The organism is Burkholderia sp. MSMB1078WGS (genome assembly GCF_001528895.1).
Taxonomy (GTDB): domain Bacteria; phylum Pseudomonadota; class Gammaproteobacteria; order Burkholderiales; family Burkholderiaceae; genus Burkholderia.
In genome coordinates, this window is record NZ_LPDI01000039.1 from 24,825 (window position 1) to 47,706 (window position 22,882).

The window sequence follows — 22,882 nt, forward strand, 5'->3', positions numbered from 1 at the left end:
TCTCCGCTATTGAACGAGCATCGGCACCTGGGTGCCCGACGCGCTGCCGCTGCCCGGCAAGCCGTGCGTCGCGCACGGGTTGTTGCCGGAGACCGACGAGCCGAGGTATTCGAGGTGCGCGACGACCGGGCCGCTGCCGGCGCTGAACGGGAGCGGATCGAGCATCAGCACGCAATCCCATTGCGTGACGTGGACCTTGCCGCTGCTGCCCTTCAGCGTCGAACAGTCGCCTTCCGGTGCGAGCGCGAGGCGCCGGTCGCTGCCGTACGTCGTGTAGTTGCTCGCCGTCGCCGTGCCGTTGGTCGCGATGCCGCTGCCCGACGGCGGTGCACCGTCGCCCTGGTAAGGCTTGAAGCTCGCGCGGTCGGCCACGAACTGCGTGTACGCGTCACCCTTGATGCCTGCCGTTCCGGGCGGCCCATAGTTCGGCCCGACATACGCGTAGCCGGTGAAGTCGGGCTGGCCGCTCGAGCCGTTCGCGCCGTTCGTATAGATGCCGAAGCGCGTATTCCACGCACGCTGCGCCGCCGACTTCAGGCCGGTGGTGCTCAGGTCCGGCGGGCTCGTGATGTTGCAGGTATTGCCCGACAGCTCGCTCGCGAGCGTCGTCTCGTTCGTCGAACCGTCGAGCGCCGCCCAGCCGAAATTGCCGGGCCCGTAGGTCGACGACGACCCGGACGGCGACGAGATCCAGTCGCCGACCTTGTAGGCCGGATCGGACGGGCCACGGCACACGAACACGGGAATCGCACAGGTCGTCTGCCCGCCGCCGACGGTCGCGATCGCGCTCGCCGACACTTCCGCCGCATTCGCGAGCTTCGTGCCCGGCAGCACGTTCAGCACTTCGATGAACCAGTGCGCGATGTTGCTCAGCGTCGCGGTGCACTTCACATACTTGATGTTCGACGGCGTCGTGACCGCATTCTTGGCCAGGAACGGGTTGCTCAGCGTATCGCTGAACGTGACGTTCGCGTTCGTCGACATCTGCACCGGCTTCTTCTGGAAAAACACGAAATTCAGGTGGCCGGCTGCGATGCCGTCGGCTTCGGCCACCGACAGGCTGATCGCCGAAGTCAGGTCGCGCGCAGCCGACAGCGCGCAGGCATCGGCGCTGTTCTGCAGTTCGCTGCGCGTGACGTACAGCTTGCCGAGATCCAGCGCGAGCCCGACGAATCCGATCATCACCGCCAGCGAAAGGCCGACGATGATCGCGACGGCACCGCGCTGGCGGTGCAGGCTGCGACGCGTGACTTTCGGATGGCGGGCTGCGCTGTTCATGGCGTTCTCCCTGAGCGTGCCGTCGTTACTGGGTGGCCTTGCCGATGCCGATCACGAACGCATTGGCGGGCGGCACGGTCTGCTTGAACGACTTGTCGTAGTTGTCGAGCGCGGCCGCGGCGGCGCGGCCGTCGACCCCCGACGCCGACGCCGGATGTTCGCCGGCATGCGGATCGATGATCTGGGCCTGCATCACGGTGCGGACCGAGTCGCCGAAGCGGCTGTCCCACACCGGGGTCGACGACATGCAGCCGGCAAGCGCGAACGCGAGCGGGACGGCAAGCGCCGCACGGCGCGCGAATACGAGGTAGGCGGATTTCATGAGCTTCCCCTTGGATGGCTTCAACGATCGGTGGACTGGGGTTCCGCGGCCGCACGCGCAATCTGCGCGTTGGGCGCCGCCGCGATCCGACGTTTCGGTCGCGCCGCCGGCTGAGCCGACGGCTCGGGGCCGGCGGCCGCGAGGCGCGCGGCGGCGGCTTCGATGCGCGCGACACGCGCCGCGGTGGCCGGGTCGGACTGCGGGGCGGCGGCCGCGACCGGCGCCGGCGCCTTCGGCGGCTCGGCCGGTACCGGCGGCTGCACGTCGGCGTCTTGCGGCACGCGCGGCGCGGGCAGCGCGGCCGGTGCGACCGGCGCTTCCGATTGCGGCGCCGGAGCGGGCGCCGGCGCCTGGGCCGGCGTCTGCGGGGCGGCGGCCGCGCCGTTCGCGGGTTGCTTCGGCTGCGCGCCCGCCTTGCGCACGCCGCCGCGGCCTTCCATGTTGCCGGTCGCATACACGTCGGCTTCGTTCGGCTTCGAGAAGCTGTCGGTCGGCAGCGCGACATCCGCGGTCTGCAGCGGCTTCACCAGGTGCGGCGTGATCAGGAAGATCAGCTCGGTGCGATCCTGCTGAAACGACGTGCTGCGGAACAGCGCGCCGAGCACCGGCACTTCGCCGACGCCCGGGATCGCCTTCAGCGCGCCGGTCGCGTTGTCCTTGATCAGCCCGCCGATCGCGAACGACTCCCCGTCGCTCATCTGCACCGTCGTCGACGCGCGCCGCGTCGTGATCAGCGGCAGGATCGACGTGCCGCCGATGTTGGACGCGCTCAGCGTGACGCCCGTCTGCGACAGCTCCGACACTTCCGGCGCGACCTTCAGGCTGATCCGGCCGTTGGCCAGCACCGTCGGCGTGAACTTCAGCGCCACGCCGAATTCCTCTTCCTGCAGCGTGATCGACGACGTGCCGTTGCCGCTGCTCTGCGGGATCGGGATGAAGATCTTGCCGCCCGCGAGGAACGTCGCTTCCTGGCCGCTGATCGTCACGAGGTTCGGCTCCGCGAGGATCTTGACGAGGTTGTCGGTGTTCTGCGCGTCGGCCGCGATGCTGAACGGCTTGTTGTTCGCCTTGTTGAACACGGCGCCGCTCGCGACGCCCGCGAGCAGGTTGCTGACCAGCGCGCCGCTCCACGAACCGAACCCGCCCTGGATGTTGAACGCGCTGCCCATCTGGTTGATCAGCGTCTTCGACACCTCGGCCACCTTCACCTCGAGCATGACCTGCTGCGGCGAGGTGACGTTCAGCATGTTGAGCACGCCGCCGCCCTGCTTGCCGCCGCCCGCCGCATCGCCCGCGCTGTCGCCGTACGCGTGGGCGATCTGCACGGCCTGCTGCGCGGCCTGCGAGCTCGACACCGTGCCGGCGAGCACGATCGTGCCGGCCGCGGTCGACACATGGATGTCGCGCTCGTTCGGCATCAATTGCAGCAGCGACGCCTGCAGGCCGCCGGCGTCCGCGCCGACCGCGACGTCGATCACGCGACATGCGCCGCTCCTGCCCTGCACGATCATGTTGGTCGTGCCGACCGCGAGCCCGAGGATGTACAGCGTCTGCGGCGACACCATCGTCGCCTGCGCGACGGCCGGATTGCCGATCGTCCGGTTGCGGACCGGCTCGGGCATCGGCACCAGCAGCGACTTGCCGAGCGGCACGGCGACGCTGGTCGATTCGCGCACCGCGCCGACGCAGTTCGGCCCGCGCAGCGGCCCCGCCGACGCGGCGGGCGCGGCGGCCGGCATCGGCGCCATGCTGATCGTCATCTGCATCGGCCCCTTGCCGGCCGCGGCCGGCGCGCTGGCGCCACCCTTCGTCAGCACCGCCGATTCGACGCCTTCCTGCGCGAGTGCGCCATACACGGTCAGCCATCCCGAACAAAGGATCGCGGCCATCGTCGTACCCCGTGCGACGCGTGTGCGTAGCGGGCCGGTACCTGTGCGTTGCGGTTTGATCTTCATTTCGTCTGATCCCCCGAGAGACCGGCGCCGTGCCGGTTATCGACTTCCAAGGCCGCCGCGCGTTGCCGGCGGCCGATCTGTTGGTCTGTCTATATGGATGACTTCAGAAACATTCGACGCTGCCTTTCACGCCGGTCAGCACGCCGACGCAATCGCGCCGCGCTTCCGGCGCCGCATGCGACGCGACGTGCACGCGGACCGGCCGCGCGCGAACGGGCGCCGGCTGCGCTTCGGGTGCGGGCGCCTTGCCGAGCAGCGTCAGCTTGGTCGCGCCGTCCGTGTTCAGCGTCTTCTGGTCGACCTGATTGCGCAGCACGAGCGACAGCGTGCCGACGCTGCGTGCGACGTCGAGCCGTTCGGCCTGCTCGGGCGTGACTTCCAGCGTCACCGCGTTGACCACCTTCGGCGCCGTGTCGTCGCGGCTCACCTGCTGCGCGACGGCGAGCACGAGGATGTGCTCGAGCACGATCTTGGAGATGCTCTGCCCGTCGGTCTTGCCCTGCTGTTCCTGCGTGTTGACGATCACGTCGACGTAGTTGCCCGGCAGCGCGAAGCCGGCGACGCCGACCACGTCGTTCACGCGCACCGTGATCGCGCGGCTGCCGTCGGCGATCACCGCGGACAGCCCGCCCTTCGTGCCGACCGGTGCGAGCTTCGATTCGATCACCGGCTCGCCGCGTGCGAGGCTGGTGCGCACGACGCGCCCTTCGAGCGCCTTCGTATCGGTGAACGCGCCGGTCGGCACGCTGCCCGACGGCCAGCTCACCATGTGGATCTGGTTCGGCCCGAGCGGCTCGCCCAGATTCAGGTCGGTGCTGGCGACCGCAACGGACGTGACCGAGCTCGTGGACGTCTGTACCAGCCAGTGGGACGCGAACACGACCGCGGCAAGACCCGCGATCATCGCGACGACCAGCATCATGAGCGCTCGACTGTTTTTCATGGCAATGCTCCTCGACGAATCGTGAAAGAAACCGCTCAACCGGTGACGAACGTACGGCCTGCGCGCTCGACGGGCGGCGGATGGCTGCCGTCCCGCTCGGGCGCCGCACCGAAGTAACTCGCCCACGCGTCGTACAGCGCGTCGTGCGTCACCTCGGGCGGATCGCCGCGATAACGCGCGCCGGCGGCCACGAGGCGCAGCAGGTCCGCCGGGAAGCACGCGAGAAACGCCTTGCCGGTCGGCAGGTGCAGCCGATGCAGCAGGAAGTCGAACGCATCGCTCGCCGACACGAGCCCGAGCGATGCGCAAGCCGCGTCGTACACCGCGCGGTAGTCGTCGATCGACATCGCGCCGACGTGCAGCTTCGAGCCGAGGCGGCGCATGAATGCGTCGTCGCAGAACTGCTCCGGCGCGAGGTTGCTCGAGAACACCGGCCATACGTCGAACGGCAGCACGAAGCGGTTGCCGGATTCGAGCGTCATGAAATCGTCGCCGCGATCGAGCGGACGCAGCCAGCGATTGAGCAGGTCGCGCGGCTCGACACGCTGGCGGCCGAGATCGTCGACGACGTACATGCCCATGTTCGCCTTCATGTGCGGCGGTGCCTGGTAGAAGCCGGCCGCTTCGTCGCGACGCAGGTCGAGCTCGTCGAGCGTCAGCTCGCCGCCGGACATCACGACCGGCCGCCGGCACAGGCGCCAGCGGCGATCGACCGACTGGCCGCCGCTCGCGGTTTCCGCGTCGACATGCACGAGCGGGTCGTAGACCTGGATCACTTCGCCGGCCGCACAGATCGCGTGCGGCACCGGCACGCGGCCGTGCATCAACGCGCCGAGCCGCTCGGCGAGAAAGGTCTTGCCGCTGCCGGCCGGGCCGTAGATCAGCAGCGGCCGGCCCGCGTTCAGCGCGGCGGCGGCCGCATCGAGCACCGCCGTGTCGATCACGACGCCTTCGAACGCCGCCCACACGTCGCTCTGGCCGATGTGCAGCTTGCGCACCGAATGCGCGGCCACGCTCGCGAGATACGCGTCGAGCGTCACCGGCGCGGGCCCGCTGTAGCCGCTGCGCTCCCGTTCCTCGAGCGCGAGCACGCGGCCCGCATCGGTCAGGCGGAACGTCACGTCGAGATCGGTCGCGCCGCGATGGGTCAGCTCGACGAGATGCTCGCGCACCAGGAATGCAAACACCTCGTCGAGCACCGCGAGCGGCAGGCAGTGCCGCTCGACCAGGTCGCCGTACGACGGGCGGCCGAGCACCAGCGTCGACTTCAGTACGAGGCCGGCGACGAACGCCATGCTGAGCCCCGTTTCAGCGAGCGAGCGCGGCGCCGACGGCAGCTGCGCGCCCAGCTTCGTATGGACCTCGCGCGACGGCGGCGGATCGGGCAGGCGTGCCACCTGCGCATCGCGTCTCGGTTCGGTGTGGTTCGTGTTCATGATCGTTGCGTCCTCGTTGCGGATCCGCCGCGCTATGCGCACGACGCGAACAGCATGCCCAGCGTGCCGGCCGCGATCGCCACGCCGTACGGCAGCGTGCCGACCGATGCGATCTCGACGGGGCCGCCGTCGGCCTCGGCACGCGCCGCTTGCGAACGCCGCACGATCAGCGTGCGCACGTTCGCCCACATCCGGCGCGTCCGCCCGCGCAGCAGCGCGTAGGCGACGGCGCCGATCCCGCCGGCCAGGAACGTGGCCAGCACGATGTAAAACGTCATTTCCGCGCCGACCCATGCACCGATCGCGAGCATCAGCTTCACGTCGCCCGCCGCCATCCCGCGCAACAGGTAGAACGGCAGCAGCAGGCCGAAGCCCGTTGCGGCTCCCCCGAGCCAGCCGAGCACGCCCGCCGGCGCGCCGTGCAACAGGCACTGCGCAATCAGCGCGCCGGCCAGGCCGAGCAACACGAGACGGTTCGGAATGCGACGGGTCGCGATGTCGGTGCCGGCCGCGGCGACCGCGAGCAGCGTCACGCACAACGGAACCGGATAAGGCGGCGCAACGGGAAGCATGGCGAACCTCGCGGGTCGAATCGGTGGATCAGGAAACCATGGACAACGCTGTGGTCACGGCGGTGGCCACGGCAGCCGTCACGGCCGCTGCGATCGCCTCGTACGCGTCGCCGAGCGAGCCCTTCAGCGTGACGACGCTGCCCAGTACCGCGATGGCGAACATCGATGCGAGCAATGCATATTCGATCGACGTCACACCCCGTTCGTCGGCGATCCAGCGACGTGCGACACGCGCGATGGCTTGCATGATGGTCTCCGGTTTCCGGTTGATCGGATGGCCAGGGACGGCTCGAGCGCTGCACCGGCCGAGCCGTCCGCGGCATCGTGCATCAGATGCCTGCCACCGCCGAATCGAGGTCGGCCGCGATCGTGCTGAACACGGTCTTGAGGTCCTTCCCGATGGTCGACAGCGCGAGGATGATGCCGACCGCGATCAGTGCGGCGATCAGGCCGTATTCGATGGCGGTCACGCCGTCTTCGTCGCGAATGAAACGGCCGGCTTGTTGAATGAGCTTGGACATGGTGATCTCCTTGCGTGGTGACTTTCAAAACCCTCGCGCACCGGCTGATCGGACGACCGTGCATCGATACGTCGAGGAATGTCGTTGATGCCGTATGGCGCCGACGAACGATTTGGACGATTCGCGCGAACCGTTCGTCGTACCGCCCGTCAGATGCCTGCTACCGCCGAGTCCAGATCCGCGGCGATCGTGCTGAACACGGTCTTCAGATCCGTACCGATCGTCGTCAATGCGACGACGATGCCGATCGCGATCAGCGCGGCGATCAGGCCATATTCGATGGCCGTCACGCCGTCCTGATCCCGGACGAACCACGCGATCTTTTCGATGATTCTTGACATGAGCACTCTCCTTTCGGACTGCTATGAAATACCCTTCGTCGGTCAGGACTTCGGGGGTGGGCACCACCGGCACTACTCGAAAAATCGGAACCCGACGCTCAGTCGCGGAAACGGGGAGGCACACCCCTGTCCGTGCGAACGGGTATTGGCGAGGCGGAGCATGAGAGACGCGCATCCGGGTCGGCCGGCCGGATGAACCGGGCAGGTCGATCGACCGGAACGGCACGGCGGCCGTTCGACGCATGGAATCCAATTGAACGGGAGATGAACTCCCGGCAAAGCTGCAATGTGTCTTTGACGCGGCTTGCGATCCGCGCCGTGCTGTGGTCTTTCATTTTTATTCCCCATGTACTGCCATGCCGATTTCTTATTGCCCGGAAGCAATCGGGTCTCGTTGGTCGTTCGACGGCGGTTCCCGCGGTCGATCGATCTGAAGTTGCGTATTCCCCGACGCGCTCCGGACCACTTTTCCGCAGGCGATTCGCGGGCCGGTTCCTCTGCTTGTTGCCTGACCTGCCCGGTCGCCGCATCGTCGACTGCCGTGCCAACGCTTACGCAAAGAGCGGACCATCCCGGGCGAAATCGAGGCGCGGCAAGGGTTCCGGCGATCCGCGCGCCCCCTCGCCGAACGTCCGGCTGCCGAAATGTTTCAACTTTGATATATGCGGTTCGCGCGCATGCGGGCGGCATGAAACCCCGTCGTCGCGCTGCACAAGGATCCAAAAAATTTTCTCGGGATTTTCCCGAACGCGGCGAGTCGCTCGTGCGTCGCGGGTTCGGCGGCATGGCCAGCCGGCAAAAATCGTCGAATGTTTCAGGCCAGAAACACGAATGCCGGCGGCGACGTTTTCTCATACCAGAAATAACCGTTTTCGCCCGAATCGCTGAACACATTCAATGTCGGCCGGCCGTGCGCGGTTTGCATCGAGCGATTTTTTCTTCAACAATGAATTCACCGGACAACGCCGTTTCAGAGCGATCGATCCGCAGAGCACGACAACATCAAACGGCCGCGACAGACCACGCGGCCACACGACAGACGGGGCATCATGTACACAGCCAATCGTGGAACGCGCGATCGCGCAATACGCTGTGCTCAATGGCTGACGGCCGACCGGATCATTCCGTACAGCTGCATCATGCTGATGCTCTTCGCTGCGCTGCTGATCGTCTGGGGCGTCGTGACCGACGGCTTCACGTCGACGGCCACCGCCCGCCCCGGCACCGACTTCTCCGTCTTCTGGACTGCATCGCATCTCGTGTTGCAAGGCCATGCCGCGGCGGCCTACGACACGTCGTCATTTCTGCAGGCCGAGTTCGCGCACTTCGGTGCGTATCTGCAAAACCGGCCGCTTCCCTGGCTCTATCCGCCGACGATGCTGCTGTTCGTCGCGCCGGTTGCCCTCGTGCCTTTCCTGCCCGCTTACTTCCTCTTTTTCGCGGGCAGTCTTTTATGCTACGCGCTCGCCGTCTCGCGTTTGTCGGGGCTGCGCGCGCATCTTCCCGTGCCGTGCGCAGCGACGCTCGTCGTCGTCGCGTATTCGGCGGTGTGCATGTCCGCGCTGTTCGGCCAGAACAGCATCCTGACCGCCGGCCTCGCCGCACTCGCGCTGCATCTGCTCGGCAAGCGCCCGCTCGTGGCGGGCGTGCTGATCGGGCTGCTCGCGATCAAGCCGCAACTCGCCGTCGTGTTCCCGTTCGTGCTGATCGCGACGCGTGCGTGGCGCACCTTCGCGGCGGCGGCGCTCAGCGCGGCGCTGTTCGCGGCGGCCGGCGTTGCGCTGGCCGGCCCCGCCGCGCTGCACGGGTTGAGTCACGCATTGTCGACGGTACGCGCGCAGCACTTCATGCTCGCGTCGTACTGGCTCGCGTCGCCGACGCCGTTCGCCGCGTTGCGGCTCGCGGGCGCGCCGGTGGCGGCCGCGCTGGCCGGCCAGGCGGCGGTCGCGCTCGTCGCGCTCGCCGCGGCCGTCGACGTCTGGCGCCGCACGCGCGACATGCGGCTGCGCGGCGCGGTGCTGGCGGTCGCCACGCTGCTGACGACGCCGTACCTGTGGAACTACGAGCTGACGTGGCTCGGCATCGCGCTCTTCTGCCTGATCGCGCACGGCCTCGACGAAGGCTGGCTACCCGGCGACCAGGGCATCGTCGTGCTGGCGTGGCTGCTGCCGATCTTCGAAATGCTGAACCGGCTGATGAAGCTGCCGCAAATCGGGCCGGTCGTGCTGCTCGCGGTGCTGTTCGTCGTCGTGCGCCGCACGGCGCTCGCATCCCGGAGCGCATGATGAAAACGCCGTCGTTCGCCCGCCACGCGCACCCGGCAGCCGACGCGCATCCGGAACTCCCGATCGCCGGCCCGCGACGCCATCCGCACTGGCTCAATCGCGATCGCGTGCGCCTCTACGCGGCCGCCGTGCTGCTGACGGAGCTGCTGTTCGTCGTCATTTACCTGGTCCGTTTGCACTTGTCGCACGACGGTGCGCTGCAGCCGCTGTCGCAGGACTTCTCGCCGGTCTGGAGCGCCGCATGGCTCGCCGCGCACGGGCACGGCGCCGACGCGTGGCATTACTCCACGTTGTTCGCGGTCCAGAAGCTCGCGCTCCCGACGATGACGCTCGCGGACGGCACGCTGCCGTGGCTCTATCCGCCGACGATGCTGCTGCTCGTGCTGCCGCTCGGCTGGCTGCCGTACACGCTGGCGCTCGTACTGTGGCTCGGCGTCACGATCGCGCTGTTCGCGGCGGCGATGCACGCGACCGTGCAGCGCGATGCCGCGTGGCTGTGCGCACTGGCGTTCCCCGGCGCGTTCCTCACGGTGATCGTCGGACAGACGAGCCTCTTCACCGCGACGCTCGCCGCCCTCGGCCTGCTCGCGCTGAACCGTCGCCCCATCTTCGCCGGAATCTGCTTCGGGCTGCTGACGATGAAGCCGCAGCTCGCGGTGCTGTTCCCGCTCGCGCTGCTGTGTGCCGGCCAATGGCGCGCACTGGCCGCGTGGGCCGCGACGATCGCCGTCGGCGCCCTGCTCGCGACGATTGCGTTCGGCATCGGCCCGTGGCTCGCGTTCATGCACGTGATCGCCCACGTCTACACGCTCGTCGGCACCGGTCATGCGAAGCTCGCGCGCATGCCGACCGCATTCGCGCTCGCGACGCTGGCCGGCTGGCCCGCGCCCGTCGCGCGCGGCCTGCAGTTGCTGTCGGCCGCGGCTGCCGCGATCGCCGTCGTCTACGCGTGGCGTGGCGCCTGTTCGTACGCGCTGCGCGCCGCGACCCTCGCGTGCGCATGCCTGCTCGTCAGCCCCTATCTGTACGACTACGACCTGACGTGGTACGGCATCGTGATCGCGTGGTACGCGCGCTATGCGTGGACGCACGGCTGGCGGCACTTCGATCGCGAATGGCTGATGCTGCTGTGGCCGATGCCGCTCGCGGGCCTCGCGATCGTGCCGCACCTGTCGTTCCAGTTCATGCCGCTCGTGACGCTCGCGTCGCTCGCGCTGCTCGTCGGCCGGATCGCCCGGGAAAGACGCGACGTGCCGTCGATGCCCGATGCGCGCGACACCTCGACCGAGACCGCATTCGCGCACCCGGTCCGACCGCACCACCGCTCGGCGCACGGCATGCGCCGCACCGGCCGCCCGACGTTCGGCGCCCACCGGTAAAGCGACATCACAAGGGGAATCATCATGCGGGAATCCATCTACACGCCGCTCGTCTCGCTGGTCGTGCCGTTCTACAACGAAGGCGAAGCCGTCGAGCGCTTCTTCGACGTCGTGATTCCGTTGTTGAGCGCGATCGACGCGATCCGCTTCGAGATCGTCTGCGTGAACGACGGCAGTCGCGACGACACGCTGGAGCGCCTGGTGCGGATCGGCGCCGCCGAGCGGCGCGTGCGCGTCATCGATCTCACCCGCAATTTCGGCAAGGAGGCCGCGCTGACGGCCGGCCTCGACGAAGCCGCCGGCGATGCGGTGATCCCGCTCGACGCCGACCTGCAGGACCCGCCGAGCCTGATTCCGGTGCTGATCGACCACTGGCGCGACGGCGCGGAGGTCGTCGCGGCCAAGCGCAGCAATCGCGCGTGCGATTCGTTCGCGAAGCGCACCGCCGCCGCGATCTACTACCGCGTTCACAACCTGCTGTCTGACGTGAAGCTGCCGGAGAACGTCGGCGATTTCCGGTTGATGGATCGCAAGGTCGTGAACGCGCTGCGCAACCTTCCCGAGCGGCACCGCTTCATGAAAGGGCTGTTCGCGTGGGTCGGCTACAAGACCGTGATCGTCGAGTACCAGCGCGATCCGCGCAGCGCCGGGCACTCGAAATTCTCCGGCTGGAAGCTGTGGAATTTCGCGCTGGAAGGCATCACCAGCTTCAGCACCGTGCCGCTGCGAAGCTGGACCTACATCGGTGTCGGCATCGCGGCGCTCGCGTTCCTGTACGGCACGTTCATCATCCTGCGCACGCTGCTGTTCGGCAATCCGGTGCTTGGCTACGCATCGCTGATCTCGGTCACGCTGTTCATCGGCGGCATCGAACTGATCGGGATCGGCGTCGTCGGCGAATACGTCGGACGGATCTACGACGAATCGAAGCAACGGCCCGTCTACCTGATCCGCCGCCGCTATCAGGCGCACGGCAAGGTGATCGAACTGCCGGTCGCGCGCGACGCCCGCCGCCAGCCGCCCCGCCGGCGCACGCAGCCGGCCCGGGCGCGCATCGGCGCACGCTGACGTGCAAGCGTCATGATCGGCCTGCTCCAGGCCGAGCGCACGCGGCTCGTGCGCTTCGGCGCGTCCGGTCTCTGCTCGACCGCGATCCACACGCTGGTCGCGACGGCGCTGTTCGCGCTGCTCGACGCGACGCCGGTGACCGCGAATGCGGTCGCGTTCCTCTGCGCGACCGCGTTCTCGTATCTGGCGAATACGCTATGGAGCTTCTCGTCGACGGTGCGCGCCCGCAACGCGCTGCGCTTTCTCGCGGTCACGCTCGCCGGCTTCGTCGAAACGATGCTGCTCGCGCGCGCCGCCGAGGCGCTGGGTGCTTCGCGCGCGATGGGCGTCGTCGCGATCGCGCTGCTGATCCCGCCGACGACGTTCGTGCTGCACCGGCTGTGGACGTACCGGTAAGCGGCGCCCGCCGAATACCGACTTCGACGCGATCGAGCGGTGGGCGGCGCCGACAACGGCCATGACGACGGGATGGCGAACCTGCCGTGGCCGATCGCCCGAGCGGCGCCGCATGCCGGATTCAGGTGCGCGGCAACCCCGGCGGATTGGTCTGCGACCGGTCGATCGCCTCGGCGTCCAACCGCCATCGGTCGAGCGCCTTCCGGTAGCTGCCGTTGGCGATCAGCGCATTGATCGCGAGCGTCAGCGGCTCCGCGAGGCCGCTGCCCTTGCGGGTCGTGATCGCGATGTCCGCGGTGCGCGGCCAGCCGCCGCTGACGGTGCCGATCAGCTTCGCATCGCCACGCAGCGACGCCTGGTACGCGAGCATCGAGTTCACGCTGAAGATCGTGTCGACGCGGCCCGACTGCAGCGCGACCCAGCGCTCGGCCGCATCCGCGTAATACTGGATCTCGACCGGCGCGAGACCGCGCGCGACGTTCTGCCGGTTCCATTCGAGCAGGATCTTTTCCTGGTTCGTGCCCGAATCGGTCACGACACGCAGCCCGGCGACATCCTTCGGCTCGCGGATCGCCGCCAGCTTGCTGCCGATCTTCACGTAGAAGCCGAGCTGGTCCTTCCGGTAGGTCGAGAAATCGAATTTCTCCTTGCGCTGCTCGGTGACCGTCACGTTCGAGATCACCGCGTCGACCTTGCCGGACTGCAACGCGAGCGGCCAATCGGCCCACGCGAGCGGCACGATCTTCAGCTTGCGGCCGATACTGTCCGCGATCAGTTGCGCGAGATCGGGATCGAAGCCGACCACCGTGCGCGCGTCGGTCGCATAGGTGCTGAGCGGCGGCAGATTCGGCGCGATGCCGATCGTCAGCGTGTTCGCTTCGGCAAACCGGAAGCCGGCCGGCAGCGCCTGCTCGACCGCCGGGTTCACGGCGCCGCGCTGCCGGGCCGGCTGCTCGGGACTTAGGTCGAACGACGTCGCCTGCGCGGCGACGGCGCTCCCGGCAATCAGCGCGACGGCCAGCACGCGGGCGATGCGCGCAATGGGAAAAGCGGTTCTTCTCATGTCTTGTGGAATCCTGTTTTTATTCGACGATGCCGGAAACGAGTCGCGCGGGCAGCGAGCCGGCAACGTTCGGCGCCGGTCGCTGCCACGCCGGGCCGCTCACGCAGGCGTCGCGTCGAGTTCGACCGCAGCCGCGCGCGGCGGCGCCGGTTGCACGACGGGCGACGGCTGCCTCGCCTGCGCCGATTCGCCCGCATAGAGCGCCTTCGGGTCGAACACGCGCGCCTGCAGCGGCGTGAACGCGCGGAAATTCCACAGGCTGCGCGCGACGAACACGCGCTGCACCCAGCGGAACGCGCGATCGTTCTCGTCGTACCGCGGATCGAAGCGGTCGCGCGAGTGCAGCGTGAAGTGGTTGTTGATCAGCACCAGCTTGCCCGGCGACACCTGCACGCCGAACGACACCTCGCGCACCGCGCGATACAGGTTGGCCAGCGCTTCCTGCGCGCGCGCATTGACCGCCAGCACCATGTCCGGATAGAACGCGACCGTCACGCGCGGCGCATCGAGCGGCCCCGACAGCACGGCACTCAGGTCGGTGTTGTCGCGCGGCGTCGGCGCCGCGCCGCGCCACCGGTACGGCACGCGAATGATGTAGTGCTCGCCGTAGAGTTGCGCAATATCGTCCGGCGACAGCAGTCGCAGCGCGCGGCGCGCATCGGCGAGCCGCGTGTACGGTCCGCCGCCGGCCTCGCTGCGCACGCCGAGCAGCAGCAGCGCGAATGGCGACGTGTCGCCTTCCGGCATGTGCGCCTGCGCGGCGTTCTCGATATGGAAATCGAGTTCGACCTCGGAGCCGAGGCCCGTATAGTCGCGCGCGGTCGCCTTGTGCGGCGTCAGGTTGTTCACCAGCTCGCGGCCTTCGTGCGCGATCGAGTACGGCTCGCCGGCCAGCGTGCTCAATGCGACCAGCACATTCTCGCTCAACACGCCGGCCTTGAACGAGCGGCCGGTTTCCTCGAATCGCGGGCTGCCGTTCACGCCGTCGTCGATCGGCAGGTTGTCGATCTCGATCGAGCCGTGTGCGTCCACGGTCGGCGCCTTCGCCCGATCGAATGCGTCGACGATCCGGTCGGGAAACGCGTTGTAGGCCAGCTTGCGGACCGCGCTGATATAGCCTGCGCCGCCGGCCGGGTCGTAATCCAGCGCGCCGAGCGTCGTGCGGATGTGAGCGGATTCCGCTGCCGTCAGAGCGATGCGTTCATCTGCGAGATAGGTCATAAGTCTCTCGTATAAAGATCTGGTTCGAAGAGCGGCGTGGCATCGCCGCCGCGCTCCGCCGTCCTCGGGGCGAAGCGCTCGACAAGACTAGGAGACCGGCATTGCATTGCGAAATGATATTAATTCGATTGCAAACAAACATTATCGATATAAGTTCAGCAATCCGGCCGGAACCGGTTCACCTCGCTCAAGCCGTCCCTTAACACGAATACTTGTTAAAAAATCGCTGCTTATTATTTGTATTCGCTAACGGGTCGATGCTATTTTTCCGTCGAATTCGACGCCGCGGCCGGCGCCCGACGGGCAGCCGGCTTTCCTCGTCCGCCTTACGGAAACCCGCCCGATGAATCGATACCGCCAGCCGTCCCACACGCCCTATACGCCCTACACACCCCATACGCGTCGGGAGTCGCGATGAGCGATCGTGCCCCGGCGCTCGACCGCGTCGAGCGCGCGCCGATCGCCGCCGCGGATGCGCCCCGCGCGTCGCTGCGCGCCATCTTCCCGACCGTCGCCGCCGCGAGCCTCGGCTTCGCGATCGTCCAGCTCGACGTGACCGTCGTCAACGTCGCTATCCCGAGCCTCGGCCACGCGTTCGGATCGAGCGTCCACGGGCTGCAGTGGGTCGTCGATGCCTATACGCTGTCGTTCGCCGCGCTGCTGCTGACGTCCGGCACACTGGCCGACCGCTTCGGCAGCCGCCGACTGTTCGCGTACGGCCTTGCGCTGTTCCTGCTCGCGTCGCTCGGCTGCGCGCTCGCGCCGTCGCTGGCGGCGCTGGTTGCCGCGCGGATCGCGCAAGGCGTCGGCGCCGCGATGATCCTGCCCACGTCGCTCGCGCTCATCACGCACGCCTGCGCCAGCGATGCCGCCGCACGCGTGAAAGCCGTCGCGTGGTGGAGCGCGACGGGCGGCGCGATCAGTGCGGCCGGGCCGACGCTCGGCGGCCTGCTGATCGATTCGCTCGGCTGGCGCGCGATCTTCTTCATCAACCTGCCGATCTGCGCGCTCGGGCTGTGGCTCACGCTGCGCCACGTGCAGGATTCGGCCGCCGCTCGCACGCGGCTGTTCGATCCGGCCGGCCAGATCGTCGCGGTGCTCGTGCTCGGACTGCTGACAGGCGGCATCATCCGGGCCGGGGCGCACGGGATGGGCGACCCGTATGCGGCCGGCGCGCTGATCGCGTCGGTCGCGCTCGGCGCGTTGTTCGTCGCGATCGAGCGGCGGGCGAGCGCGCCGATGCTGCCGCTCGCGTTCTTCCGGATCGCGCGCGTGCCGGGCGTGCTCGCGATCGGCGCGGTCACGAATGCGGCGTTCTACGGGTTGATCTTCTCGCTCAGCCTCTATTTCCAGAACGCGCGCGGCTTCACGGCAACCGAATCGGGGCTCGCGCTCGCGCCGCTCACGATCATCATGCTCGCCAACATCGCGAGCGCGCGGCTCGCGGTCCGCTACGGATTTCGCGCGACCGTCATCGTCGGCCTCGCCGTATCGCTCGCCGGCTACGTGTGGCTGTGGCGGACGCTCGCCGCGCACGCGCCGTACGCGTTGCTGGCGCCGGGGCTTGCGGCGATGGCGATCGGCGGCGGCATCGCGATTCCCGCGCTGACGTCGACGATGCTCGGCAGTGTCGAGGCCGGCCGCTCGGCTACTGCGTCCGCGATCCTCAATACCGCGCGCCAGGTGGGTGCCGCGATCGGCGTCGCGACGCTCGGCGCGCTGGTCGCCGGCCAGGGCGCAGCCATCGCGACCGGCGCGGCGCGCGCGTTCGCCGTGGCGGCCGTGCTCGTCGCGGCCTGTGTCGTGCTGGCGGTGCGCTGGCCCGGCGACCCGGCCGATACCGGCACGCGGGCCTGAGCACGCCGGCGCCCCGCATCCTTCACCCGATCCCCCATCCGAGCGAGGAATCCATGCAGCATCGCTTCATCGATACCGTCCTGATCGTCGACGGCGCGTCGACCGCCGCTTACCTGGCCCCCGCGTTTCGCGCATACGGCATCCGTTGCGTGCATGTGATCAGCGACCCCGATCTGCCGGCAATCTACCGAAACCAGTTCGTGCCGTCCGACTACATCCGGCAGGTCCAGCATCGCGGCGACATCGACGCGACGCTCGCGCAACTGAGCGACCTGCGCATCGGCGCGGTACTGCACGGCCTCGACGCGGCGCTCGAGCTGGCCGATACGCTGGCCGAACGGCTCGACGTGCCGTTTCGCAACCCGCTCGCGACCTCCGCCGCGCGACGCGACAAGTTCGCGATGAACGAACGCATTCGTCAGGCCGGGCTGCGCGCGCCCGCGCACTTTCACAGCACGTCGGTCGACGAAGCGCTCGACTGGGCGCGCGCGCACGGCACGTTGCCGCTCGTGGTGAAGCCGGCGCGCAGCGCGGGCGTGGCCGGCGTGAAGATCTGCCGGACGCTTGCGCAGGTCGAAGCCGCCGCGCGCGACGTGCTGGCCACCCGTTCGCTGTACAACCAGCCGAACGACGACATCGTGATCCAGAGCTATTCCGAGGGGCAGGAATACATCGTCGACTCGGTGTCGTTCGAGGGCCGCCATCGCGTGGTCAGCCTGTGGGAGGTGCATCGCGACCGCACGCACGCGCCGCGGCTCGACAAGATGCTGGTGCTGAACCACACCGATCCGCGCTACGCCCCGCTGCTCGACTATGCGGCCGATGTGCTCGACGCACTGGACGTGCGCTTCGGGCCGACCCATCTGGAGCTGTTCGATACGGCCGACGGCCCGACGATCGTCGAGCTGAACGCCCGGCTGCACGGCAGCCTCGATCCGCGGCTGACGAGCGCGGTCAGCGGCGAAAATCACGTGTCGGCCGCCGTCGAAGCCGTGCTGCATCCGGAGCGGCTGTTCGGCGACGTCGCCGCGCCGACGGATTTTCGCGGGTACTGCGGGCACGTGCTGTTGCTGTCGTCGCGCAACGGCGTGCTGCGGCAGGATTTCACGTGGCAGGCGATCCAGGCGCTGCCGTCGTTCGTCGGGCTCAAGCAATGGATCAAGGTTGGCGACACGCTGCGCGTGACCACCGATCTGCAGACGGCGCTCGGCACGGTCGGCCTCTACAGCCCGACCTTCGAGCGGCTGCTCGAGGATTGCCGGCGGATTCGCGAAATCGAGGCCGACTTCTTCGCGGACGAAGGCGCGGTCGCGCCGGCCTAGCGCGTGTTCACGCCAGGGCCGCGCAGTCTCGTATCAGCGCGCGAGCAGCGCACCGGCCTGCCGGCCGAGCACCGCGCGCAATGCGTCGAGTTCGGGCAGTGCAGGCGCTTCGTCGGGCGTGACGAGGTAGGTCGTCACGCTGCCGAGATCGTCGAACGCATGCGTGCGCAGCTCCTTGCGCGCCACGTGCTCGGCCGTGATCCGCTTCGGCAGGATCGCGACGCCCATTCCGGCCGCGACGCAGCCGAGGATCGCGCCGAACGTGCCGAACGACGACACCGATTCGATCGCGACGCCGCGCGCCTTCAGCCAGTGCTCCGCGACCGCGCGATACGGGCAGCCGTCGTGAAACGCGAGCAAGCGCACCGTGTTGCCGGCCAACAGTTGCCGGCGCGTGACGGTCGCCGCGCTTGCCAGCACCATGTCTTCCGCGAACGCAGGTTCGTAACGCAGCCCGGGCCGCACGACCGCGCGCGCGGTGAGCGCCGCGTCGATCCGGCCGCGCAACAGCGCGTCGGCCAGGTCCGGCTCGCTGCCGATCTGCACCGCGAGGCCGAGCGCCGGATCGCGTTCCTTCAGCGCGGCGGCCAGCGCCGGCAGCCGCGTGGCGGCCGTGCTTTCCATCGACCCCAGCCGCAAGCCGCGGGCCACCGGCGTTTCGCGCACCACCTGCGTCGCTTCGTCGACGAGACGCAGGATGCGGTCGCAATACGGAATCAACCGGCGCCCGGCATCGTTCAGCACCAGCCGCTTGCCGTGTCGATCGAACAGCGGCGCGTCGAGCGACTCTTCGAGCTGGCGCAGCCGCGCCGTGACGTTCGATTGCGTGCAGCCGAGCCGTTCGGCCGCGCGCAACGCGCTGCCTTCCTGCACGACGGCCCGGAAAGTTTCGAGGAGAGGGATGTTCATATCACTTTCTCTTGTTACATATTCAGTTTATATCATTTTACTTCGCTCATCATCCGGATTAGCTTAGGCTGTCCCCTTCCAAGGAATACGCATGCCGTCCGCCGCCCGATTCGGCTTCACTCCCGCTCGCCGCCGGCCCGAGGTTCGCCCGTGCGCGCACTGATCGCCGCGCTGGTGCGGCGCGGCCCGACCGTGCTCGCGTGCGGCGTCGGCCTCGGGCTGCTGGCGCCGCCGCTGGCCGACCTCGCGCGGCCGCTGATGCCCGCGACCGTGTTCCTGTTCGTGCTCGGCACGCTGCTGCGCGTCGAGCCGAGCGCCGTGCGCGCGGTGGCGCGGCGTCCCGCCGTGTCGCTGCTGCTGCCCGCCATGACGATGATCGCGTGCCCGGTCGCGCTCGGCATCGCCGCGCGGCTCGCCGGCCTGCCGTACGACTGGGTCGTGGCGCTGGTGATCGCGTACTGCGCGCCGCCGTCGAGCGGCACGTCGACGATCGCGCGCATGCTGTCGCTCGACGCCAGCGTCGCGCTCGTTGCGACCCTCGCGTCGATGGTGTTCGTGCCGCTGACCGCCCCGTTGCTGACGGCCTGGTTCAGCCACGACGCGGCGGTGTCGATCTCGCCGTCGAGCCTCGCGCTGCGGCTCGCGCTGCTGATCGGCAGCGCCGAAGGCGTCGCGTTGCTCGTGCGGCGCTTTGCCGGCGCTCGGCTCGCGCGCCACGCAACGCCGATCGACGCGATCGTCGTCGCCGCGCTGCTGATATTCGCGCTCGGCACGATGGCCGGCATGCAGCAGTCGATCATCGACGCACCGCACCGCGCACTGACCGCGATCGCCCTCGCATTCGCCGTCAACGCGGGTTTCCAGATCGTCGCGTACGGGCTCACGCCCGGCGACGTCCGCACGCGCCTGAACGTCGCGCTGATCGTCGCCAATCGCAACGTCGGGCTGATGTGGGCTGCGCTCGGGCTGGCCGCGACGCCGACCATGGCGCTCGTGTTCGCGTGCGCGCAGTTGCCGATCTATACGCTGCCGCGCGTCGTCCAGCATCTGCTGCCACGCCTCGAAGCGCACCGGCTGCGCAGGCGCCCACGCTAGCCGGCTCCCTCTTCCGCCCTCGATCAAGGATTCGTCATGAAGCGACTCATCGTGATCGGCGCACGCGCCACCGGCAGCAGCGTCGCGCTGGTGCGCGCCGCCCTCGCACGCCAGGCGGCCGTGACCGTCGTCACCGCGCCCGGCCATCGTCTCGACGGCGTGTTTCCCGACGGCGTCGAGACGGTCAATCTCGCACCCGACGCCAGCCAGCTCGCCGGCTGGCTGCGCGCGCGCTTTGCGGGCGAGCTCGACACGCTGCGCGTGACGACCGCGCACGACACCTATGCACGCACCGCCGCATGGGTCGCCGATGCGCTCGGGCTGCCCGGCCCCGATGCACGGCACGTCGCGCACGCAGTGTCGAAGTCGAACCAGAAGACATTGCTCGCCACGCACGGGATCCCGGCCGCGCAGTTCGTCGCGGGCACGCTGGCCGCGCCAGCGGCGCTCGTGGCCGCGGCTGCCGCGTTGCGCTTTCCGGTCGTCGTCAAGCCGTCGGAAGGCTCCGCGAGCGACGGCGTGCGCCGCTGCGAGGCCATCGCCGCCGTGCGCGCGCAACTGGACACGCTCGCCGCCATGCAAGCCGATGCCGCTTCGCTTGCGACCGAACGCGTCGTCATCGAGGAATTCCTGGAGGGCAGCGAATACTGCGTCGAGTATTTCGACGGCCGCTACGTCGGCGCGCTGCGCAAGCTGAAGCGGCACGGCGCCGGTTTTCTCGAGCGCGGGTATACGTCCGAACTCGATCTCGACGCCGACACGCTGCATGCGCTGATCGACGTCGGCACGCGCGCGACGGCCGCCGCCGGGCTCACGTGGGGGCCCGTGCATCTCGACTGCATCGTGCACGACGGCGTGCCGCACGTGATCGAACTGAATCCGCGCATCGCGGGCAGCTTCATCTGCGACATCGTGCGCGACGGCTACGGCTTCAACGTGGTCGAAGCGTTGCTCGACAAGCTCGATGGACGGACGGTGACGATTCCCGAGCTGTTCGAGCCGCACGCGTATGCGCGCGCCGAATTCCTGCTCGACAGCGATCCCCGTGCGTGGCGGTTCGCGCAGGCCGGCGAGATCGACGACGGGGCGGTCAGGATCAGCTACGGGCCGCAAGTGCTGCCCGATCGCGAACGGCGCGCGTTTCTTTACGTGCGCGTTGCGTTGCCGGCTGCGCATGGTTCGTCGGACGACGCGGGCATTCAATGCAACGGCGACCACGCCTCCGGCAAGCCGATCGTCGACGTCGCCCTTTCGATCTGCTCCGGACCGCCCGTCGGAGGCCAAAGCCCCTCCGCATAGTGTTGCTTTCTCAACGCCATGCGTTCTTCCAGGCTCGAGAATCCCCAAATGTGCGTGATGCGTGGCGGCCCGTCGAGCGCGTACAGGTTGCAAACGAGATGCGACGTATAGGCTTGGGCCGGCCCTATCGCACGCTCCCACGCGGCAATGGTCGGCGCAATACCGCCGGCTTTCAACCAGTAGCGGCGAATCTCGTAGAAGCCGCCCAATGCCGCCGGTTCGACGTCGGGTAGAAAAGGAAAAAGCGCATAGCTTTCCATGGCCAATCGAACGGACGTGCTTTCAATTCCGAAAGGTCGCGCGGCGCACAACGCCCGATTGCGTTCATGCTGCAATTCATCCATCGTCTCGAAGCCACGCAGCACGACCACCCGCGATAGCTCGCCAATTTCCGTGCGCCATGCGCCCAGCAGCCGCCCTCGCGCGTCGGCATCCGACACCCAGCGATGCGCACGGCGGGACACCCTGTCCTGGTCCGGAAGCGGACACGACAACGTCGTGAGTTCATACGGCATTTCAGCTCTCCTTTCGTTCGGATATCGCAATCTATTTCCAAACCGGTGGCTGATAAACGCGCGTCACCTTGAAACAGAATCCAGTACCATTGCGCAATGGATCTCCTCAAGGCGATGGCCGTATTCGTCCGTATCGTGGAAACGGGTAGCCTGACGGCAGCCGCGCAAGCGTCCAACCTGTCGCCGACCATGGTCGGCAACTACCTTCAGGCTTTGGAAAGTCGGCTAGGCGCGGTCCTCGTGCACCGCACGACCCGTAAGCAGAAAGTCAGCGCGTTCGGCCACGCTTACTACGAGCGATGCGTCGAAGTCCTCGGTCTGGTCGACGACACGGAACAGCTTGCGCTCGTTCACCTCCAGCAGCCGCGAGGGCGTTTGCGCGTGACCGCGCCCGTCGTGTTTACGAACGAGTGCCTGGTTCCCGCGCTCGCGGACTATTACCGGCGCTACCCCGAGGTCCAGCTCGATATCGTCGCAACCGACTCGCTCGCCGATCTGTTCGACGACGGTTTCGAGGCAGCCATTCGCATCGGCGCGCTCGCCAACCCGGATGTGGTGGCGCGTCCGCTGGCCCCATATCGGCTGGTGCTGTGCGCGTCGCCCGCTTACGTTCGCGAACATGGTGCGCCGACTACGCCGCACGCGCTTGCCGGGCATCAATGCCTGACGTATGCGTATCCGCCCCGATCGGAAGGGCACGCGGCGCAATCTCGATGGATGCTGGAAGGTCCGGACGGGCCGACGAGCATCGCCGTGGACGGCAGGCTGAAAATCGACAGTGCGGACGCGTTGCGCCGCGCGGCATTGAGAGGGCTGGGTATCGCGATGCTTCCGTCCATGTTGATACGCGACGACATTCGCGACGCGCGCCTCGTCGAGATCATGCCCGACTTCGCCGCGCCGGAACGGCCGATGAATCTGCTTTATCTGCAGGAGAGGCAGAAATCGCCGAAGCTTCGTAGCTTTACCGAATTCGTGATCGAACGGTTCGGCGCCGAAACGGCCTACGGGGCGTAATGCGGCTACCGTTCCTGCTCGAAGGCGGGCACTTCAGCCCATTCAAGAAACCGTCGTGGCCGACCGCGATCAAGCACGACCTCGCCGC

22 protein-coding genes are annotated in these 22,882 nt (G+C 68.2%); 9 read left to right on the forward strand and 13 right to left on the reverse strand.

Features of this window, described 5'->3' with window-relative positions:
• Positions 1 to 6: 6 nt before the first annotated feature.
• The 9 genes from WT24_RS10305 to WT24_RS10345 form a co-directional block, all read right to left on the reverse strand.
• On the reverse strand, positions 7 to 1,278 hold the full coding sequence (locus WT24_RS10305; protein ID WP_059500023.1) for a pilus assembly protein TadG-related protein: 1,272 nt from the start codon (positions 1,276 to 1,278) through the stop codon (positions 7 to 9).
• Positions 1,279 to 1,303: 25 nt separating this feature from the next.
• Positions 1,304 to 1,600 (reverse strand): hypothetical protein, encoded by a 297-nt coding sequence (locus WT24_RS10310; RefSeq protein WP_059500024.1) that lies wholly within the window; start codon positions 1,598 to 1,600, stop codon positions 1,304 to 1,306.
• A 20-nt stretch (positions 1,601 to 1,620) separates the two neighbouring features.
• Positions 1,621 to 3,555 carry a type II and III secretion system protein family protein gene (locus WT24_RS10315; RefSeq protein ID WP_060033266.1) on the reverse strand — a complete coding sequence of 645 codons (1,935 nt, stop codon included), beginning with the start codon at positions 3,553 to 3,555 and terminating at the stop codon, positions 1,621 to 1,623.
• A 103-nt stretch (positions 3,556 to 3,658) separates the two neighbouring features.
• The gene (gene cpaB, locus WT24_RS10320; protein WP_034209045.1) at positions 3,659 to 4,498 is read right to left on the reverse strand and encodes a Flp pilus assembly protein CpaB; all 840 of its coding nucleotides are present in this window, start codon (positions 4,496 to 4,498) and stop codon (positions 3,659 to 3,661) included.
• Positions 4,499 to 4,533: 35 nt separating this feature from the next.
• A complete protein-coding gene (locus WT24_RS10325; RefSeq protein WP_059500027.1) occupies positions 4,534 to 5,934 on the reverse strand; it encodes an ATP-binding protein in 1,401 nt (466 codons plus the stop codon).
• Between the two features lie 32 nt (positions 5,935 to 5,966).
• Positions 5,967 to 6,506 carry a prepilin peptidase gene (locus WT24_RS10330; RefSeq protein ID WP_059793639.1) on the reverse strand — a complete coding sequence of 180 codons (540 nt, stop codon included), beginning with the start codon at positions 6,504 to 6,506 and terminating at the stop codon, positions 5,967 to 5,969.
• 28 nt (positions 6,507 to 6,534) lie between these two features.
• On the reverse strand, positions 6,535 to 6,753 hold the full coding sequence (locus tag WT24_RS10335; protein ID WP_059500029.1) for a Flp family type IVb pilin: 219 nt from the start codon (positions 6,751 to 6,753) through the stop codon (positions 6,535 to 6,537).
• A gap of 82 nt (positions 6,754 to 6,835) precedes the next feature.
• Complete coding sequence (locus tag WT24_RS10340; RefSeq protein ID WP_059500030.1) at positions 6,836 to 7,027, reverse strand: Flp family type IVb pilin; 192 nt, start codon at positions 7,025 to 7,027, stop codon at positions 6,836 to 6,838.
• A gap of 149 nt (positions 7,028 to 7,176) precedes the next feature.
• The gene (locus WT24_RS10345; RefSeq protein ID WP_059500031.1) at positions 7,177 to 7,368 is read right to left on the reverse strand and encodes a Flp family type IVb pilin; all 192 of its coding nucleotides are present in this window, start codon (positions 7,366 to 7,368) and stop codon (positions 7,177 to 7,179) included.
• Between the two features lie 1,049 nt (positions 7,369 to 8,417).
• On the opposite strand from WT24_RS10345, the gene WT24_RS10350 reads away from it, so the two are divergent.
• From WT24_RS10350 to WT24_RS10365, 4 genes are read left to right on the forward strand one after another with little or no spacing between them, the layout of a single operon-like run.
• Positions 8,418 to 9,653, forward strand: a complete 1,236-nt coding sequence (locus WT24_RS10350; RefSeq protein WP_060033269.1) for a glycosyltransferase family 87 protein — start codon at positions 8,418 to 8,420, stop codon at positions 9,651 to 9,653.
• The gene (locus tag WT24_RS10355) at positions 9,653 to 11,032 is read left to right on the forward strand and encodes a glycosyltransferase family 87 protein (RefSeq protein WP_060033346.1); all 1,380 of its coding nucleotides are present in this window, start codon (positions 9,653 to 9,655) and stop codon (positions 11,030 to 11,032) included. Before WT24_RS10350 ends, WT24_RS10355 begins: the two co-directional genes overlap by 1 nt.
• 24 nt (positions 11,033 to 11,056) lie before the next feature.
• A complete protein-coding gene (locus tag WT24_RS10360) occupies positions 11,057 to 12,100 on the forward strand; it encodes a glycosyltransferase family 2 protein (protein WP_059500033.1) in 1,044 nt (347 codons plus the stop codon).
• A 12-nt stretch (positions 12,101 to 12,112) separates the two neighbouring features.
• Complete coding sequence (locus WT24_RS10365; RefSeq protein ID WP_060033272.1) at positions 12,113 to 12,496, forward strand: GtrA family protein; 384 nt, start codon at positions 12,113 to 12,115, stop codon at positions 12,494 to 12,496.
• 121 nt (positions 12,497 to 12,617) lie between these two features.
• Here the strand turns inward: WT24_RS10365 and WT24_RS10370 are convergent, their stop codons facing one another.
• Together WT24_RS10370 and WT24_RS10375 are read right to left on the reverse strand one after the other, a co-directional pair.
• Positions 12,618 to 13,559 (reverse strand): ABC transporter substrate-binding protein, encoded by a 942-nt coding sequence (locus WT24_RS10370; protein WP_060033275.1) that lies wholly within the window; start codon positions 13,557 to 13,559, stop codon positions 12,618 to 12,620.
• A 99-nt stretch (positions 13,560 to 13,658) separates the two neighbouring features.
• Positions 13,659 to 14,780, reverse strand: coding sequence for a TauD/TfdA family dioxygenase (locus tag WT24_RS10375; protein WP_060033278.1), 1,122 nt, complete (start codon positions 14,778 to 14,780; stop codon positions 13,659 to 13,661).
• A 414-nt stretch (positions 14,781 to 15,194) separates the two neighbouring features.
• On the opposite strand from WT24_RS10375, the gene WT24_RS10380 reads away from it, so the two are divergent.
• Together WT24_RS10380 and WT24_RS10385 are read left to right on the forward strand one after the other, a co-directional pair.
• Positions 15,195 to 16,637, forward strand: coding sequence for an MFS transporter (locus WT24_RS10380; protein WP_060033281.1), 1,443 nt, complete (start codon positions 15,195 to 15,197; stop codon positions 16,635 to 16,637).
• Between the two features lie 53 nt (positions 16,638 to 16,690).
• A complete protein-coding gene (locus WT24_RS10385; protein WP_059793648.1) occupies positions 16,691 to 17,959 on the forward strand; it encodes an ATP-grasp domain-containing protein in 1,269 nt (422 codons plus the stop codon).
• Between the two features lie 33 nt (positions 17,960 to 17,992).
• Here the strand turns inward: WT24_RS10385 and WT24_RS10390 are convergent, their stop codons facing one another.
• Complete coding sequence (locus tag WT24_RS10390; protein WP_059793650.1) at positions 17,993 to 18,868, reverse strand: LysR family transcriptional regulator; 876 nt, start codon at positions 18,866 to 18,868, stop codon at positions 17,993 to 17,995.
• Between the two features lie 150 nt (positions 18,869 to 19,018).
• On the opposite strand from WT24_RS10390, the gene WT24_RS10395 reads away from it, so the two are divergent.
• Both WT24_RS10395 and WT24_RS10400 read left to right on the forward strand, forming a co-directional pair.
• Positions 19,019 to 19,963 (forward strand): hypothetical protein, encoded by a 945-nt coding sequence (locus WT24_RS10395; protein ID WP_060033284.1) that lies wholly within the window; start codon positions 19,019 to 19,021, stop codon positions 19,961 to 19,963.
• Positions 19,964 to 19,999: 36 nt separating this feature from the next.
• Positions 20,000 to 21,262 (forward strand): acetyl-CoA carboxylase biotin carboxylase subunit family protein, encoded by a 1,263-nt coding sequence (locus WT24_RS10400; RefSeq protein ID WP_257127462.1) that lies wholly within the window; start codon positions 20,000 to 20,002, stop codon positions 21,260 to 21,262.
• Here the strand turns inward: WT24_RS10400 and WT24_RS32515 are convergent.
• Positions 21,163 to 21,777, reverse strand: a complete 615-nt coding sequence (locus WT24_RS32515; protein WP_082742151.1) for an NIPSNAP family protein — start codon at positions 21,775 to 21,777, stop codon at positions 21,163 to 21,165. The two genes, WT24_RS10400 and WT24_RS32515, sit on opposite strands and share 100 nt — an antisense overlap.
• 96 nt (positions 21,778 to 21,873) lie before the next feature.
• Here WT24_RS32515 and WT24_RS10405 point away from each other — a divergent pair, with 96 nt between their 5' ends.
• Positions 21,874 to 22,794: a LysR family transcriptional regulator gene (locus WT24_RS10405; RefSeq protein ID WP_060033287.1), complete on the forward strand. Its 921-nt coding sequence runs from the start codon at positions 21,874 to 21,876 to the stop codon at positions 22,792 to 22,794.
• Positions 22,795 to 22,882 lie beyond the last annotated feature (88 nt).